This is a genomic window from Pandoraea sp. ISTKB (assembly GCF_001721285.1).
In the GTDB taxonomy this organism is placed as follows: domain Bacteria; phylum Pseudomonadota; class Gammaproteobacteria; order Burkholderiales; family Burkholderiaceae; genus Pandoraea; species Pandoraea capi.
On the sequence record NZ_MAOS01000105.1, the window covers coordinates 1 to 16,583 of the forward strand.

Below are 16,583 nucleotides of genomic sequence, written 5' to 3' on the forward strand. Positions count from 1 at the left end.
ATCTTGAGGGGGTAGTGGCGAAAGCTGTGCGAGTTCGAGTCTCGCCGTCGGCACCACAGTTCTACGATGCCAGCCTTGCGTTTATGCTTTGGCTGGCATTTTATTTTGTGCTCACCGTTCATCCGCTTTCCGGTCCCCACACCATCGACGAGAGCGGTTCTTTGAACTAACCGAAAGAGGGTAGAGTTGAACCTCGGAACCTATTATCCCGTCCTGCTATTTCTTCTGGTAGGTGGCGGTCTTGGGGCGGTCCTGATTGGCGTCGGTAAATTCCTCGGCCCCAACAATCCCGACAGCGAAAAACTCTCTCCGTACGAGTGCGGCTTCGAGGCTTTCGAAGACGCGCGCATGAAGTTTGATGTGCGCTACTATCTCGTCGCCATCCTTTTCATCCTGTTCGATCTCGAAACGGCATTCCTGTTTCCGTGGGGCGTTGCTCTGCGCGATATCGGCTGGGTGGGCTTTATCTCCATGATGGGTTTCCTGCTTGAACTGCTCGTCGGTTTCGTTTTCCTGTGGAAGCGCGGTGCGCTCGACTGGGAATAAGACCGTCATCGTCATTGGCAGCATTGCAGAAGGATTCAGGGTAAGCATATGAGCATCGAAGGGGTTTTGCGCGAAGGGTTCGTCACCACCACGGCTGACAAACTCATCAACTGGACGCGCACGGGTTCGCTGTGGCCGATGACGTTCGGCCTCGCGTGCTGTGCCGTCGAAATGATGCACGCCGGCGCGGCGCGTTACGATTTGGACCGGTTTGGCGTGGTGTTCCGCCCCAGCCCGCGTCAGTCGGACGTGATGATCGTGGCCGGTACGCTGTGCAACAAGATGGCGCCTGCGCTGCGCAAGGTCTACGACCAGATGGCCGAGCCGCGCTGGGTGATCTCGATGGGGTCGTGCGCCAACGGCGGCGGCTACTATCACTATTCCTACTCGGTGGTGCGCGGTTGCGATCGCATCGTGCCAGTCGACGTCTACGTGCCGGGCTGTCCGCCGACGGCCGAGGCGCTGGTCTACGGCATCATCCAGTTGCAGTCGAAGATCAAGCGGACTGCGACGATCGCGCGTAAATAACCGCTACCGCCCATGTCTACACTAGAAAAACTCAAAACCACCCTGCAAAACGTGCTTGGCCCCCGTGCCGAGCAGTTGGTGGAAGCTCTCGACGAGCTCACGCTCACCGTCAAGGCGAGCGACTATCTCGAAGTGGCGCGCACGTTGCGCGATCATCCCGAGCTGAAGTTCGAGCAACTGATGGACGTTGCCGGCCTGGACTATTCGGCTTACGGCGATGGCGCCCACGATGGCCCGCGCTACGCTGCCGTCTCGCATCTGCTCTCGCTCACCCACAACTGGCGTTTGCGTGTGCGCGTGTTCGCACCGGAAGACGATCTGCCGGTCGTGGCATCGCTGATCGATCTGTGGAGCTCGGCCAACTGGTTCGAACGTGAGGCGTTCGATCTGGTGGGTATCGTGTTCGAAGGTCACCCGGACCTGCGCCGCATCCTGACGGACTACGGCTTCATCGGTCACCCGTTCCGCAAGGACTTCCCGACGTCGGGCTATGTCGAGATGCGTTACGACCCCGAGCAGAAGCGAGTGATCTACCAGCCGGTGACGATCGAGCCGCGCGAAATCACGCCGCGCATCATCCGCGAAGAGCATTACGCCGGTCTGAAACATTAAGGTGGCCTTGTGGCAGACATCAAGAACTACACCCTGAACTTCGGTCCGCAGCACCCGGCAGCGCACGGCGTGCTGCGCCTGGTGCTCGAGCTGGACGGCGAAGTGATCCAGCGCGCCGATCCGCACATCGGCCTGTTGCACCGCGCGACCGAAAAACTCGCCGAGTCGAAGACGTTCCTGCAATCCGTGCCGTACATGGATCGTCTCGATTATGTGTCGATGATGTGCAATGAGCACGCATACGTCATGGCGATCGAAAAGCTGCTCGGCGTCGACGTGCCGATTCGCGCACAATACATCCGTGTGATGTTCGACGAGATCACGCGCGTGCTGAACCACCTGATGTGGATCGGCTCGCACGCCCTCGACGTGGGCGCAATGGCCGTGTTCCTGTACGCCTTCCGTGAGCGCGAAGACCTGTTCGACGTGTACGAAGCCGTCTCGGGCGCCCGCATGCACGCGGCGTACTACCGTCCGGGTGGCGTGTACCGCGATCTGCCGGACACGATGCCGAAATATCGCGCGTCTAAGTTCCACAACGAGCGCGCGATCAAGAAGATGAACGAAGCACGCGAAGGCTCGCTGCTCGACTTCATCGAAGATTTCGCGATCCGTTTCCCGAAGTGTGTCGACGAGTATGAAACGCTGCTCACCGACAACCGTATCTGGAAGCAGCGTCTGGTAGGTATCGGCGTGGTGTCGCCGGAACGTGCGATGCAGCTCGGTTTCTCCGGCGCGATGCTGCGCGGCTCGGGCATTGCCTGGGACCTGCGCAAAAAGCAGCCGTACGAAGTGTATGACCGTCTCGAGTTCGACATTCCGGTGGGTAAGGAAGGCGATTGCTACGACCGTTATCTGGTGCGCGTGGAAGAAATGCGCCAGTCGGCCAGCCTGATCCGCCAGTGCGTGAAGTGGCTGCGTGCGAATCCGGGTCCCGTGATCACGGATAACCACAAGGTGGCACCGCCGTCGCGCGTCGAAATGAAGTCGAACATGGAAGAGCTGATTCACCACTTCAAGCTCTTCACCGAAGGCTTCCACGTGCCCGCCGGCGAGACGTATGCCGCTGTCGAGCATCCGAAGGGCGAGTTCGGTATCTATCTCGTGTCGGACGGCGCCAACAAGCCGTATCGTCTGAAGATTCGCGCGCCGGGCTTTGCCCACCTTTCTGCGCTCGATGAAATGGCGAAGGGTCACATGATTGCCGACGCTGTGGCGATCATCGGTACCCAGGACATCGTGTTCGGCGAGATCGATCGCTAAATGCGCAGCGGGCGCCTCAGGCGCCCGCAGGTTTTATTCGGCAGGGTTTCGCAGGTCGATACCATTGCCGTTCCAGTAGCCGTGCCAGTAGTGCGTGGGCAGTCGACAAAATCGACGCGCCCGCGCTGGCACGAGCGGGGATAACGTTTTAGAAAACAGTCGGATCGGAAATGCTTTCTCCCGAAGCCCTGAAGAAAATCGACCGCGCCGTTGCCAAATACCCTGCCGAGCAGAAGCAGTCGGCGGTGATGCACGCGCTTGCCGTAGCGCAGGTCGAAAAAGGCTGGTTGTCGCCCGAAGTGATGCAGTTCGTGGCGGATTACCTCGAAATGCCCGCAGTCGCGGTGCAAGAGGTCGCAACCTTCTACACCATGTTCAACACGAGCCCCGTGGGCAAGTTCAAGTTGACCGTGTGCACGAACCTGCCTTGCCAGCTCACGCGTGGCGAAGAGATGGCCAAGTACCTGAAGGAAAAATTGGGCGTCGAGTATGGCGATATCACGCCTGACGGCCTCTTCACGGTCAAGGAAGGCGAGTGCATGGGCGCTTGCGGCGATGCTCCCGTCATGCTGGTGAACAACCATCGCATGTGCGGCTTCATGAGCGAACAAAAGGTCGATGCGCTCATCGACGAGCTCAAGGCCAAGGGCGCCGCAGGAGAGAAAGCATGACGTCGCTGCACAACCGTCACATCAAACCGCTGATTCTCGCCGGCCTGAACGGCGAGAACTGGCACCTCGAGGACTACGTCAAGCGCGGTGGTTACCAGCAGCTCGCACGTATCCTGAAAGAGGGCATCACGCCGGAGCAGGTCATTGCCGACGTCAAGGCGTCGGGCCTGCGTGGTCGCGGGGGCGCAGGCTTCCCGACCGGCCTGAAGTGGAGCTTCATGCCGCGCGCATTCCCGGGGCAGAAGTACCTCGTCTGCAACTCGGACGAAGGCGAACCCGGTACGTTCAAGGACCGTGACATTCTTCGCTACAACCCGCACTCGCTGATCGAAGGCATGATCATCGGCGGTTACGCGATGGGTATCACCGTCGGCTACAACTACATCCACGGCGAAATCTACGAAGTGTACGAACGCTTCGAAGAGGCTCTGGATGAGGCGCGCGCTGCCGGCTATCTGGGCGACAACATTCTCGGTACGGATTTTTCGTTCCAGTTGCATGGCCACCATGGTTACGGTGCGTACATCTGCGGCGAAGAAACGGCACTGCTCGAATCGCTCGAAGGCAAGAAGGGTCAGCCGCGCTTCAAGCCGCCTTTCCCGGCGAGCTTCGGTCTGTACGGTAAGCCTACGACCATCAACAACACCGAAACGTTCGCTGCCGTTCCGTTCCTGCTGGCCACCGGCCCGCAGCAGTATCTGGAACTGGGCAAGCCGAACAACGGCGGCACCAAGATTTTCTCGGTGTCGGGCGACGTCGAGTTGCCGGGTAACTACGAAGTGCCGCTGGGCACCCCGTTCCCCGAGCTGCTCGAACTGGCCGGCGGCATGCGCGGCGGCAAGAAGTTGAAGGCAGTGATTCCTGGCGGTTCGTCGGCACCTGTCGTGCCGGCCGGGCTGATGATGGAAACCACGATGGACTACGACAGCATCGCCAAGGCTGGCTCGATGCTGGGTTCGGGCGCGGTGATCGTCATGGACGAAACGCGCTGCATGGTGAAGTCGCTGCTGCGTCTGTCGTACTTCTACTACGAAGAATCGTGCGGCCAGTGCACGCCGTGCCGTGAAGGTACGGGCTGGCTGTGGCGCGTGGTCAATCGTATCGAGCACGGTGAAGGCCGCAAGGAAGATCTGGACCTGCTCAACTCGGTGGCCGAGAACATCATGGGCCGTACCATTTGCGCGCTGGGCGACGCCGCAGCGATGCCGGTGCGCGGCATGCTCAAACACTTCTGGGACGAGTTCGCCTACCACGTCGAGCACAAGCATTGCTTGGTCGGCGCTCACTAATCCCTTTTGACGCTTGGCATTGAACCGCTATGGTTGAAATCGAAATTGACGGCCAAAAGGTCGAGGTGCCCGAAGGCAGCATGGTGATCCAGGCTGCCAAGAAGAACGGCACCTACATTCCCCACTTCTGTTACCACAAGAAGTTGTCCATCGCTGCGAACTGCCGCATGTGCCTGGTCGAGGTCGAGAAGGCCCCGAAGGCAGTGCCGGCATGTGCTACGCCGGTGGCCAACGGCATGATCGTGCGTACGAACTCCGAGAAGGCTGTGAAGGCACAGCAATCGGTGATGGAGTTCCTGCTGATCAACCACCCGCTCGACTGCCCGATCTGCGATCAGGGTGGTGAGTGCCAACTCCAGGATCTGGCCGTCGGTTACGGCAAGTCGGCATCGCGCTATCAGGAAGAGAAGCGCGTGGTGTTCCACAAGAATGTGGGCCCGCTGATCTCGATGGAAGAGATGTCGCGCTGCATCCACTGCACCCGTTGCGTGCGTTTCGGTCAGGAAGTGGCCGGCGTCATGGAATTCGGCATGCTGGGTCGCGGCGAGCACTCGGAAATCACGTCGTTCGTCGGCAAGACGGTCGACTCCGAACTGTCGGGCAACATGATCGACCTGTGCCCGGTCGGTGCACTGACGTCGAAGCCGTTCCGCTACAGCGCCCGTACGTGGGAACTGTCGCGCCGCAAGTCGGTGAGCCCTCACGATGGCGTGGGTGCGAACCTCGTGGTGCAAGTGAAGAACAACAAGGTCATGCGCGTTGTGCCGCTCGAGAACGAAGCGGTCAACGAGTGCTGGATCTCGGACAAGGACCGTTTCTCGTACGAAGGTCTGAACAGCGACGAGCGCCTCACGAAGCCGATGCTCAAGCAAGGCGGCGAGTGGCATGAAGTCGACTGGCAGACGGCGCTTGAGTACGTCGGTCACGGTCTGACGGACATCATCCGCGACTTCGGCGCCGATGCCGTCGCCGCGCTGGCTTCGCCGCACGCGACCATCGAAGAACTGCACCTGCTGCAAAAGTTCGTGCGTGCGCTGGGTAGCGACAACGTCGACTTCCGTCTGCGTCAGACGGACGTGTCGGGCGGCACTCAGGGTGCCCCGTGGCTCGGCCTGCCGATCGCCGAACTCGATACGCTGCAAAGCGCGCTGGTCGTCGGTTCGTTCCTGCGTAAGGATCATCCGCTGTTCGCCTCGCGTCTGCGCTCGGCAGTGAAGGCCGGTGGTCAACTGAATCTGCTGCATGGCTCGGACGACGATCTGCTGGTGAAGCTGGCCAACAAGATCATCGCTGCGCCGAGCGCCTGGGTGAGCGAGCTGGCTGGTATCGCCGTGGCCGCTGCCGCTGCCAAGGGCGTCGCCGCTCCGGCAGAGCTGGCCGGTGTGAGCGCAAGCGACGCGGCCAAGGCCATCGCCGCTTCGCTGATCAACGGCGAGCGTCGTGCGATTCTGCTGGGCAACGCCGTGGTGCAGCATCCGCAATTCGCTCAACTGCACGCCGTCGCGCAAGTGATCGCTGACATCACCGGCGCCAAGCTGGGCTTCCTGACCGAAGGCGCAAACACGGTCGGCGGTTATGCCGTGAAGGCGACGAATGCGAAGGGCGCCGCTGCGCTGTTCGCGCAACCGCGTCAGGCTTACCTGCTGCTTAACGCCGAACCGGAATTCGACTCGGCTGATGCGAAGCAAGCACTCACGGCACTGAACGCCGCGAAGATGGTCGTCTCGCTCTCGCCGTTCAAGCACGGTCTGGAATACGCCGACGTGCTGCTGCCGATCGCGCCGTTCACGGAAACGGCCGGTACGTTCGTCAACGCCGAAGGCCTGCCGCAACACTTCAACGGTGTGGTGCGTGCGCTGGGTGAAGCGCGTCCGGGCTGGAAGGTGCTGCGCGTGCTGGGCAACCTCCTCAAGCTGCAAGGCTTCGAGCAGGACACCGCCGAGCAGGTGCGCGACGAAGCGCTGGCCGGTTTCTCGGCAGCATCGCTCGACAACCGCGCCAAGGCTGCACTGGCTGCGCCGAAGGCGGCGGCTCAGGGTCTGGAGCGTCTGGCCGATGTGCCGATTTACGCTGCCGATGCCCTGGTGCGCCGCGCACCGTCGCTGCAACTGACCAACGATGCCAAGGCTGCGCTGCGTGCCACGCTGCCGGCTGCGCTGTTCGACAGCCTGGGGCTTGCCAAGGGCGACGCGGTGCGCGTGCGTCAGGGCGACGCCGTGGTTACGCTGCCGGCCGCTCGCTCGGAAACGCTGCCTGCCAATGTGGTGCGTGTTCCGGCAGCCACGCCGGCGTCCGCCGCGCTTGGCGCGATGTTCGGTGAAATTTCGGTGGAGAAGGCGTAAATGAGCCTGAACGAAGTCATCAATCAATACGGCACGCAGTTGCTGGGCGTTGCCTGGCCGACGGTGTGGGCGCTGGTCCGCATTCTCGTCGTTGCCGTGATTCTGCTGCTGTGCGTGGCGTATCTGATTCTGTGGGAGCGCAAGCTCATCGGCTGGATGCACGTGCGTCTCGGTCCGAACCGCGTGGGTCCGGCCGGTTTGCTCCAGCCGATCGCCGACGTGTTGAAGCTTCTGCTCAAGGAAGTGATCACGCCGTCGCAAGTCAGCAAGGGCATTTACGCCATCGCGCCGGTCATGGCCGTGTTGCCGGCCTTCGCGATCTGGGCGGTGATCCCGTTCCAGCCGGGTGCCGTGCTGGCCGACGTGAACGCCGGTCTGCTCTACGCGATCGCGATTTCGTCGATCGGTGTGTACGGCGTGATTCTCGCCGGTTGGGCATCGAACTCGAAGTACGCGTTCCTCGGCGCCATGCGCGCATCGGCTCAGATGATTTCCTACGAAATCGCGATGGGCTTTGCGCTGGTCACGGTGCTGATGACGGCCGGCTCGCTCAACCTGTCGGACATCGTGCGCTCGCAAGAGCACGGCATGTTCGCAGGCTTGGGGCTGAATCTGCTGTCGTGGAACTGGCTGCCGCTGCTGCCGATGTTCGTCGTCTACTTCATCTCGGGCATTGCCGAGACGAACCGCCACCCGTTCGACGTGGTGGAAGGCGAGTCGGAAATCGTGGCCGGTCACATGATCGAATACTCGGGCATGGGCTTCGCCCTGTTCTTCCTGGCCGAGTACATCAACATGATCATCATCTCGGCGCTGGCGTCGGTGCTGTTCCTGGGTGGCTGGAGTGCCCCGTTCGGCTTCCTGTCGTTCATCCCGGGTGTGTTCTGGCTGGCATTCAAGGTGTTCCTGCTGCTGTCGGTGTTCATCTGGGTACGTGCGACGTTCCCGCGCTACCGCTACGACCAGATCATGCGTCTGGGCTGGAAGGTGTTCCTGCCGTTGACGATCCTCTGGGTGATCGTGGTTGGGGGCTGGATCATGTCGCCCTGGAACATCTGGGGCTGAGGCGAACGGAGTAGAGGAATCCCATGGTAAGGGCAATCAAGGACTTTTTCGGCAGTTTCCTGTTGTTGGAACTGCTCAAGGGCATGGCGCTCACGGGGCGCTACACGTTCGCACGCAAGGTGACGGTGCAGTTTCCGGAAGAGAAGACGCCGCTGTCGCCGCGTTTTCGCGGTCTGCATGCGCTGCGTCGTTATCCGAACGGCGAAGAACGCTGCATCGCCTGCAAGCTTTGCGAAGCGGTGTGCCCGGCAATGGCCATCACGATCGAATCGGACGTGCGTGAAGACAACACGCGTCGTACCACGCGCTACGACATCGATCTGACCAAGTGCATCTTCTGCGGCTTCTGCGAAGAAAGCTGCCCGGTGGACTCGATCGTCGAGACGCACATTCTCGAGTATCACGGCGAGAAGCGCGGCGATCTTTACTTCACCAAAGAGATGCTGCTCGCGGTGGGCGATCGTTACGAAAACGAAATCGCGGCGGCCAAGGCGGCCGATGCGCCGTACCGTTAAAGCAGGGCAGGGCGCGTTGCCTGTGTAGCGCGCCCGGTACGGCAACAGACGTTGGCTAATTCTCGGCACACCCGGTGATTATGGAATTCACAACCTTTCTTTTTTACGTGTTTGCGCTGATCCTCGTGATCTCCGGCCTCAAGGTCGTGACCTCGCGCAACCCCGTGCAGTCCGCACTGTTCCTGGTGCTGGCCTTCTTCAATGCTGCGGCGATCTGGATGCTGCTCGAAGCCGAGTTTCTGGCAATCATGCTGGTGCTCGTCTACGTCGGCGCGGTGATGGTGCTGTTCCTGTTCGTGGTGATGATGATCGACATCAATCTCGACGAACTGCGTCGCGGCTTCGGTAAGTTCATTCCGCTGGCGAGTGCCGTCGGTGCGATCATGATCGTCGAAGCGGCGCTCGTGCTGATGCGCGGCTACGGTGCCACGCGTGCCCCGGTCAAGGCCGTGTCGGCACCGGACGTGCCGAACACCAAGGCGCTCGGTATTGCGCTGTACACCGACTACATCTTCGCCTTCGAAGTGGCAGGTCTGATCCTGCTGGTGGCCGTCGTGGCAGCCGTTGCGCTCACGATGCGTAGCCGTAAGGACCACAAACAGACCGACCCGAGCCAGCAGGTGCGCGTGAAGAAGCGCGACCGCGTGCGTCTGGTGTCGATGCCCGCCGAAGCCCGGCAGCAATCCACCGGCACTGACACGCCGGCGGCGGAATAAGGAGACAGCATGATGTCGTTGTCGCTAGCGCATTACCTGGTGCTGGGTGCGATTCTCTTCGCGATCAGCATTACCGGTATCTTCCTCAACCGCAGAAATGTGATTGTGCTGCTCATGGCCATCGAGCTGATGTTGCTCGCGGTCAATCTGAACTTCGTCGCGTTCTCGCATTACCTGGGCGACATTGCCGGCCAGGTATTCGTGTTCTTCATTCTTACGGTGGCCGCCGCAGAAGCTGCGATTGGCCTGGCCATTCTGGTCACGCTGTTCCGTAAGCTCGAAACGGTCAACGTCGAAGATCTCGACCGCCTCAAGGGTTAAAAGCGAACGCTGTTATGGCATCCACATTGAATCCCAACCTGCTGCTCGCGATTCCGCTGGCGCCGCTCGTCGGCTCCATGATTGCCGGCCTGTTCGGCAAGCAAGTCGGACGCGCGGGCGCCCACACGGTCACGATCCTCGGCGTACTCGTCGCGTTTGTTCTGTCGGTCATGACCTTCATCGACGTGCTGAACGGGGCGAGCTTCAACGCCACGGTCTACGAATGGGCGCGCATCGGCGAACTCAAGCTCGAGATCGGTTTCCTCGTCGACACGCTCACCGTGACGATGATGTGCGTGGTCACTTCCGTTTCGCTGATGGTGCACATCTACACCATCGGCTACATGTCGGAAGATCCTGGCTACCAGCGCTTCTTCTCGTACATCTCGCTGTTCACGTTCTCGATGTTGATGCTCGTGATGAGCAACAACTTCCTGCAACTGTTCTTCGGCTGGGAAGCGGTGGGTCTGGTCTCGTACCTGCTGATCGGTTTCTGGTACACGCGTCCGACGGCGATCTACGCCAACATGAAGGCGTTCCTGGTCAACCGTGTCGGTGACTTCGGCTTCCTGCTCGGTATCGGCCTGCTGCTGGCCTTCACCGGCACGCTGAACTACGGCGAAGTGTTCGCCAAGGCCAACGAAGTCGCGGCCCTGTCGTTCCCGGGCACTGACTGGCGCCTGATCACCGTGGCCTGTATCTGCCTGTTCATCGGCGCGATGGGTAAGTCGGCGCAGTTCCCGCTGCACGTCTGGCTGCCGGACTCGATGGAAGGTCCGACCCCGATCTCGGCGCTGATTCACGCGGCAACGATGGTGACGGCCGGTATCTTCATGGTGAGCCGCATGTCACCGCTGTTCGAACTGTCGGACACCGCGCTGTCGTTCATCACGATCATCGGCGCAATCACGGCGTTGTTCATGGGCTTCCTGGGCATGATCCAGAACGACATCAAGCGTGTCGTGGCCTACTCGACGCTCTCGCAGCTCGGTTACATGACGGTCGCGCTCGGCGTGTCGGCCTACCCGGTCGCCATCTTCCACCTGATGACGCACGCGTTCTTCAAGGCGCTGCTGTTCCTCGGTGCCGGCTCGGTCATCATCGGCATGCACCACGATCAGGACATGCGCAACATGGGCGGCCTGTGGAAGTACATGCCGATCACGTGGATCACGTCGCTGCTGGGCTCGCTTGCCTTGATCGGTACGCCGTTCTTCTCGGGCTTCTACTCGAAGGACTCGATCATCGAAGCGGTTGCCGCCTCGCATCTGCCGGGTTCGGGCTTCGCCTACTTCGCAGTGGTCGCCAGCGTGTTCGTCACGGCGTTCTACTCGTTCCGTATGTACTTCCTGGTCTTCCACGGCAAGGAGCGTTTCGGTCAGGCGCATGCGCATGATCATCACGACGCGCACCACGAGGAAGAAGAGGACGCACACGACGAGCACCACGGTCTCGCGCCGGGTCAGAAGCCGCACGAGTCGCCTGCTGTCGTGACGATTCCGTTGATTCTGCTGGCGATTCCGTCGGTCATCATCGGTGCCATCGCGATTGCCCCGATGCTCTTCGGCGAGTTCTTCAAGCAGGGCGTGGCGTTCAAGGACGTGATCTTCATCGGCGAGAATCACCCGGCGATGGAAGAACTCGGCCACGAGTTCCACGGCTGGGTGGCCATGGCGCTGCACTCGTTCGGCACGCTGCCGATCGCACTGTCGGCCCTGGGCATCATTCTCGCGGCGTTCTTCTACCTCAAGCGCCCGGACATTCCGGAAGCGCTGAAGAACAAGTTCTCGGGCGTCTACAAGCTGCTCGATAACAAGTACTACATGGACAAGATCAACGAAGTGGTCTTCGCCAAGGGCGCGCTCAAGATTGGTCGCGGCCTGTGGAAGGCGGGCGATCAGGGCCTGATCGATGGCGCAGTCGTGAACGGCAGCGCGCGTCTGGTGGGCTGGTTCGCGGGTGTCATCCGCTTCGTGCAATCCGGTTACATCTACCACTACGCGTTCGCCATGATCATCGGCATGCTCGGGCTCCTGACGCTGTTTGTGACGTTGAACGGCAAGTAATAGGGGGAGCCAATAACAATGCAATCAATACCGCTTCTGAGTCTGGCCATCTGGCTGCCCATCGTTTCGGGGATTCTTGTCCTCGCGGTGGGTAACGACCGCAATCCGGGCGGCGCACGTGCGCTGTCGCTCATCGGTTCGCTGGCGAGCTTCCTGGTCACGCTGCCGCTGATCTCGAATTTCGACGCGAAGGCCTCGGCGTTTCAGTACGTCGAGAAGTCGAGCTGGATCGAACGCTTCCACATCAACTACTTCCTGGGCATTGACGGCATTTCGCTGTGGCTGGTGGTGCTCACGGCGCTCATCACGGTGATCGTGGTGATCGCGGGCTGGGAAGTGATCACGGAGCGCGTGGCGCAGTACATGGCCGCGTTCCTGATCCTCTCGGGTCTGATGATCGGCGTGTTCTCGGCGCAAGACGGCCTGCTGTTCTACGTGTTCTTCGAAGCCACGCTGATCCCGATGTACCTGATCATCGGTGTGTGGGGTGGCCCGAACCGCGTGTATGCCGCGTTCAAGTTCTTCCTGTACACGCTGCTCGGCTCGCTGCTGATGCTGGTCGCGCTGATCTATCTGTACAACGTGACGGGTTCGTTCACGCTGACGGACTGGTACGCCGCGAAGCTGCCGATGAACGTGCAGATACTGCTGTTCGTCGCCTTCTTCATGGCCTTCGCCGTGAAGGTGCCGATGTGGCCGGTGCATACCTGGCTGCCGGACGCTCACGTGGAAGCCCCGACGGGCGGCTCGGTGGTGCTGGCTGCCATCATGCTGAAGCTCGGTGCGTACGGTTTCCTGCGCTTCTCGCTGCCGATCGCACCGGACGCCAGCCATTACCTGTCGGGCTTCATGGTCGCGCTCGCGCTGATCGCCATCGTCTACATCGGCCTCGTGGCACTGGTGCAGACGGATATGAAGAAACTCGTGGCTTACTCGTCGATCGCTCACATGGGCTTCGCGATCCTCGGCTTCTTCATGTTCAGCGAAATCGGCATGCAGGGCGCGATGGTGCAGATGATCTCGCACGGTTTCGTGTCTGGCGCCATGTTCCTGTGTATCGGCGTGCTGTATGACCGCATGCACTCGCGCAACATCGCCGATTACGGCGGTGTCGTGAACACGATGCCGAAGTTCGCCGCCTTCCTGATGCTGTTCGCGATGGCCAACAGCGGTCTGCCGGCAACGTCGGGCTTCGTGGGCGAATTCCTCGTGATTCTGGGCGCCGTGAAGTTGAACTTCTGGGTGGGCCTGCTGGCTGCCACCTCGCTGATCACCGGTGCTGCGTACTCGCTGTGGATGTACAAGCGCGTGATTTTCGGCGCCATCGCCAACGATCACGTGCGCGAACTGGTCGACATCAACAAGCGCGAGTTCTTCATGCTTGCGGTGCTGGCGGCCCTCACGCTGTTCATGGGTATCTATCCGAAGCCTTTTACGGACCTGATGCATACCTCCGTGGTTAACCTCCTCGCCCACGTGGCGCAGACCAAGCTGCCGTAATCGGGGAGGACATCTAGATCATGCAAAACATTAATCTGCTGCCTGCGTTGCCGGAGGCCATCCTGCTGCTCATGATCCTCGTGATCATGATGTGCGACGCGTTCCTCGGCCAGACGCGCAAGCTCAACTACGTGCTGGCACTCATCACGACGGCTGTCGTGTCGGTGCTGTGGGCGTGCAACTCCGCCGACCCGGCGTCGCACTACCTGTTCGGCAATGTGTTCATCGCCGACCCGATGTCGAACCTGCTCAAGGCCTTCGGTGGTCTGGCGACGTTCGTCACCTTCATCTACGGTCAGAAGTACCTGGAAGCGCGCGGTCTCGCCCGTGGCGACTTCTATGTCCTCAGCCTGTTCTCGCTGCTGGGCCTGTCGGTGATGATCTCGGGCAACAGCTTCCTGACGCTGTATCTGGGTCTGGAACTGATGTCGCTGTCGCTGTACGCACTCGCCGCCGTGTGGCGCGATTCGACGAATGCGACCGAGTCGGCCATGAAGTACTACGTGCTGGGTGCGCTCGCTTCGGGCTTCCTGCTGTACGGCATGTCGATGATGTACGGCGCGACGGGTTCGCTCGAACTGGCCAAGGTCTTCGAAGTGATCGCTTCGGGCGCCGTGAACAAGATCGTGCTGGTGTTCGGCGTGGTGTTCGTGGTCGCCGGCCTCGCGTTCAAGCTCGGCGCTGCACCGTTCCACATGTGGGTGCCGGACGTCTATCAGGGCGCACCGACCCCGGTCACGCTGCTGATCGGTGGCGCGCCGAAGCTGGGTGCCTTCGCACTGCTGCTGCGTTTGCTCGTCGAAGGCATGCTGCCGCTGGCGATCGACTGGCAACAGATGCTGATCATCCTGGCCGTGCTCTCGCTTGTGATCGGTAACCTGACGGCTATCGTGCAGACCAACGTCAAGCGTCTGCTGGCGTACTCGACGATCTCGCACATGGGCTTCGTGCTGCTGGGCATGCTCTCGGGCGTGGTGGGCGGCAAGATCGACGGTATCGCCGATGCTTACGGCTCGTCGATGTTCTACAGCGTGATCTACCTGCTGACGACGCTGGGCACCTTCGGTATCGTGCTGCTGCTCTCGCGTCAGGGCTTCGAAGCCGAGAACCTCTCGGATCTGAAGGGTCTGAATCAGCGTAGCCCGTGGTTTGCGTTCGTCATGCTGATGCTGATGTTCTCGCTCGCCGGTATTCCGCCGCTGGCAGGTTTCTACGCCAAGCTGGCTGTGCTGCAAGCGGTCGTGAACGCCGGTATGGTGTGGCTGGCTGTGGTGGCTGTGGTGGCATCGCTGATCGGCGCGTTCTACTACCTGCGTGTCGTGAAGCTGATGTACTTCGACAAGGCCGAAGACACTAACGCGCTGCAAGGCAGCGGTACGATGCGCTTCGTGCTGTCGCTCAACGGTCTGGCCATGCTCTATCTGGGCTTGATGCCGGGTTCGCTGATGGACTGGTGCCTGCGTACGATCAAGCTGACGCTGGCCAGCTAAGCGACGGCAAGCAAAGCCATTTAGGGAACAGGACAGGGCGGATCGGAACGATCTGCCTTGTCGTTTGAAAGACGGAATCGCGCGGGATCACGCGGGACGTTGCGGGAGATTGGAACGATGGGCATGTCGGCAGGGGGAACGCTGGTGATTCTGCTGGCCGTGCTGGGCGCGAACCTGCCGTTCGTGAACCAGCGGCTGTTCGGGTTTATCGCGCGTAAGGCGGCGACCAAGTCGCTATGGCTGCGTCTGGTCGAGATGATCGTGGCGTACTTCGTGGTCGGCGCGCTCGGTTATCTGATCGAGTCCGGCATCGGTAACGTCTTCTCGCAGGGCTGGGAGTTCTACGCCGTGACCGCCAGCCTGTTCGTCGTGTTCGCGTTCCCGGGATTCGTGTATCGGTATTTGTGGCGTCATCGACCGGCGGCTGCCGCGTGAGATGATGGCCTAGCAAGACGCCGCCCCAGGGCGGCGTTTTGTATTTTGGGTTCGCCAATTTTTAGCCGTGGAGGGCTTATGACCCAACCTAAGCATGACGATTCGCACCTGATCGAGACGGGCATCGAAAGCGATACCGTGTACGACGGGGCCTTCCTCACCATCAAGCGCGATCGGGTGCGTCTGCCCGACGGCAAGACTGCCATCCGCGAGTACACCACGCATCCGGGTGCCGTGATGGTGATTCCGCTGTTCGAAGACGGTCAGGTGCTCATGGAGCGTCAGTATCGGTATCCGTTGCAGCGTGTGATGACGGAATTGCCCGCCGGCAAGCTCGACGAGGCCGAGGGCGGTCTCGTGTGTGGTCAGCGGGAACTGCTCGAAGAGACGGGCTATATGGCGAAGCGCTGGGACTATCTCACGCGCATTCACCCGGTGATTTCCTACTCGACCGAGTTCATCGATATCTGGCTGGCGCGCGACCTCACGAAGGGCGAGCAGAAGCTCGACGATGGCGAGTTCCTCGACGTCTTCAAGATGCCAGCGACGGAACTGCTGGAATGGGTGCGCGACGGGCGTGTCACTGACGTCAAGACGATCATCGGCGCGTTTTGGCTGGAAAAGATATTATCGGGAGTCTGGCAGCCCGGCGAGCGTTCGCCGTTGCGCTGATTTACCGTTACACGGTCATTTTTGCATTCCGGTCCCGGCCATCCGCCGGGGCGGGGACATTTCCGTCGCATCATGAAGGTTTTTGATTTGCGTTGTGCCCATGAGCACACCTTCGAGGGCTGGTTCGGCTCGGAGGACGATTACCTTTCGCAGCAGTCCCGGGGACTGGTGAGTTGCCCGGTGTGCGGCGACACGGCTATCGTGCGCATGCCGTCCGCGCCTCGTCTGAACCTGTCGGGAGCGACGCAGGCCAGTGCTGTCGCGCCGGCGAGGGCAGCCTCGCCCGAGGTCGCCGACGCGCAGCGTCAGCTGCAGACGCTGTGGATGAAAGCCGTGCGGCACGTCATGGCAAATACCGAAGACGTCGGGGCGAACTTTGCCGAGGAAGCCCGCAAGATTCATTATCAGGAAGCGCCCGAGCGTAACATTCGCGGGACGACATCACGTGAAGAAGCCGAGGCGCTCGCCGACGAAGGGATCGACGTCATGTCGCTGCCGTTGCCCGACAGCGTGAAGGAAACGCTGCAATAACGATCTGACCGAGACTTTCCG

The 16,583-nt window shown here is 60.9% G+C and carries 17 protein-coding genes; all 17 read left to right on the top strand.

Going from position 1 to position 16,583, the window contains the following annotated elements; all coding sequences use genetic code 11:
• Positions 1 to 186: 186 nt before the first annotated feature.
• The 17 genes from A9762_RS27010 to A9762_RS27090 all read left to right on the top strand — a co-directional run bounded on the left by A9762_RS27010 (position 187) and on the right by A9762_RS27090 (position 16,562).
• Positions 187 to 546, top strand: a complete 360-nt coding sequence (locus tag A9762_RS27010; RefSeq protein ID WP_039368621.1) for an NADH-quinone oxidoreductase subunit A — start codon at positions 187 to 189, stop codon at positions 544 to 546.
• Positions 547 to 594: 48 nt separating this feature from the next.
• Entirely contained in the window at positions 595 to 1,074 is a 480-nt protein-coding gene (locus A9762_RS27015) for an NADH-quinone oxidoreductase subunit B family protein (protein WP_010807413.1), read from the top strand.
• A gap of 12 nt (positions 1,075 to 1,086) precedes the next feature.
• Positions 1,087 to 1,686, top strand: a complete 600-nt coding sequence (locus A9762_RS27020) for an NADH-quinone oxidoreductase subunit C (RefSeq protein ID WP_069345045.1) — start codon at positions 1,087 to 1,089, stop codon at positions 1,684 to 1,686.
• A 9-nt stretch (positions 1,687 to 1,695) separates the two neighbouring features.
• Entirely contained in the window at positions 1,696 to 2,949 is a 1,254-nt protein-coding gene (locus tag A9762_RS27025; protein WP_069345046.1) for an NADH-quinone oxidoreductase subunit D, read from the top strand.
• 170 nt (positions 2,950 to 3,119) lie between these two features.
• Positions 3,120 to 3,620 (top strand): NADH-quinone oxidoreductase subunit NuoE, encoded by a 501-nt coding sequence (gene nuoE / locus A9762_RS27030; protein ID WP_069345047.1) that lies wholly within the window; start codon positions 3,120 to 3,122, stop codon positions 3,618 to 3,620.
• The gene (gene nuoF, locus A9762_RS27035) at positions 3,617 to 4,909 is read left to right on the top strand and encodes an NADH-quinone oxidoreductase subunit NuoF (RefSeq protein ID WP_069345048.1); all 1,293 of its coding nucleotides are present in this window, start codon (positions 3,617 to 3,619) and stop codon (positions 4,907 to 4,909) included. Before nuoE ends, nuoF begins: the two co-directional genes overlap by 4 nt.
• Positions 4,910 to 4,938: 29 nt before the next feature.
• Complete coding sequence (gene nuoG / locus A9762_RS27040; RefSeq protein WP_069345049.1) at positions 4,939 to 7,251, top strand: NADH-quinone oxidoreductase subunit NuoG; 2,313 nt, start codon at positions 4,939 to 4,941, stop codon at positions 7,249 to 7,251.
• Positions 7,252 to 8,316: an NADH-quinone oxidoreductase subunit NuoH gene (gene nuoH / locus A9762_RS27045; protein ID WP_069345050.1), complete on the top strand. Its 1,065-nt coding sequence runs from the start codon at positions 7,252 to 7,254 to the stop codon at positions 8,314 to 8,316.
• 23 nt (positions 8,317 to 8,339) lie between these two features.
• Positions 8,340 to 8,831, top strand: a complete 492-nt coding sequence (gene nuoI, locus A9762_RS27050; RefSeq protein ID WP_039399235.1) for an NADH-quinone oxidoreductase subunit NuoI — start codon at positions 8,340 to 8,342, stop codon at positions 8,829 to 8,831.
• An 80-nt stretch (positions 8,832 to 8,911) separates the two neighbouring features.
• Entirely contained in the window at positions 8,912 to 9,547 is a 636-nt protein-coding gene (locus tag A9762_RS27055; protein ID WP_069345051.1) for an NADH-quinone oxidoreductase subunit J, read from the top strand.
• Between the two features lie 9 nt (positions 9,548 to 9,556).
• Complete coding sequence (gene nuoK / locus A9762_RS27060; RefSeq protein ID WP_023596640.1) at positions 9,557 to 9,868, top strand: NADH-quinone oxidoreductase subunit NuoK; 312 nt, start codon at positions 9,557 to 9,559, stop codon at positions 9,866 to 9,868.
• Between the two features lie 14 nt (positions 9,869 to 9,882).
• Positions 9,883 to 11,934 carry an NADH-quinone oxidoreductase subunit L gene (nuoL, locus tag A9762_RS27065; RefSeq protein WP_069345052.1) on the top strand — a complete coding sequence of 684 codons (2,052 nt, stop codon included), beginning with the start codon at positions 9,883 to 9,885 and terminating at the stop codon, positions 11,932 to 11,934.
• An 18-nt stretch (positions 11,935 to 11,952) separates the two neighbouring features.
• Entirely contained in the window at positions 11,953 to 13,434 is a 1,482-nt protein-coding gene (locus tag A9762_RS27070; RefSeq protein ID WP_069345053.1) for an NADH-quinone oxidoreductase subunit M, read from the top strand.
• Positions 13,435 to 13,454: 20 nt separating this feature from the next.
• Positions 13,455 to 14,924, top strand: coding sequence for an NADH-quinone oxidoreductase subunit NuoN (gene nuoN, locus A9762_RS27075; RefSeq protein WP_069345054.1), 1,470 nt, complete (start codon positions 13,455 to 13,457; stop codon positions 14,922 to 14,924).
• Between the two features lie 123 nt (positions 14,925 to 15,047).
• Positions 15,048 to 15,359 (top strand): DUF2818 family protein, encoded by a 312-nt coding sequence (locus tag A9762_RS27080; protein ID WP_069345161.1) that lies wholly within the window; start codon positions 15,048 to 15,050, stop codon positions 15,357 to 15,359.
• A 78-nt stretch (positions 15,360 to 15,437) separates the two neighbouring features.
• A complete protein-coding gene (locus tag A9762_RS27085) occupies positions 15,438 to 16,031 on the top strand; it encodes an NUDIX domain-containing protein (RefSeq protein WP_069345055.1) in 594 nt (197 codons plus the stop codon).
• A 72-nt stretch (positions 16,032 to 16,103) separates the two neighbouring features.
• Positions 16,104 to 16,562 carry a DUF1178 family protein gene (locus tag A9762_RS27090; RefSeq protein ID WP_069345056.1) on the top strand — a complete coding sequence of 153 codons (459 nt, stop codon included), beginning with the start codon at positions 16,104 to 16,106 and terminating at the stop codon, positions 16,560 to 16,562.
• The last annotated feature ends 21 nt before the right edge of the window (positions 16,563 to 16,583 follow it).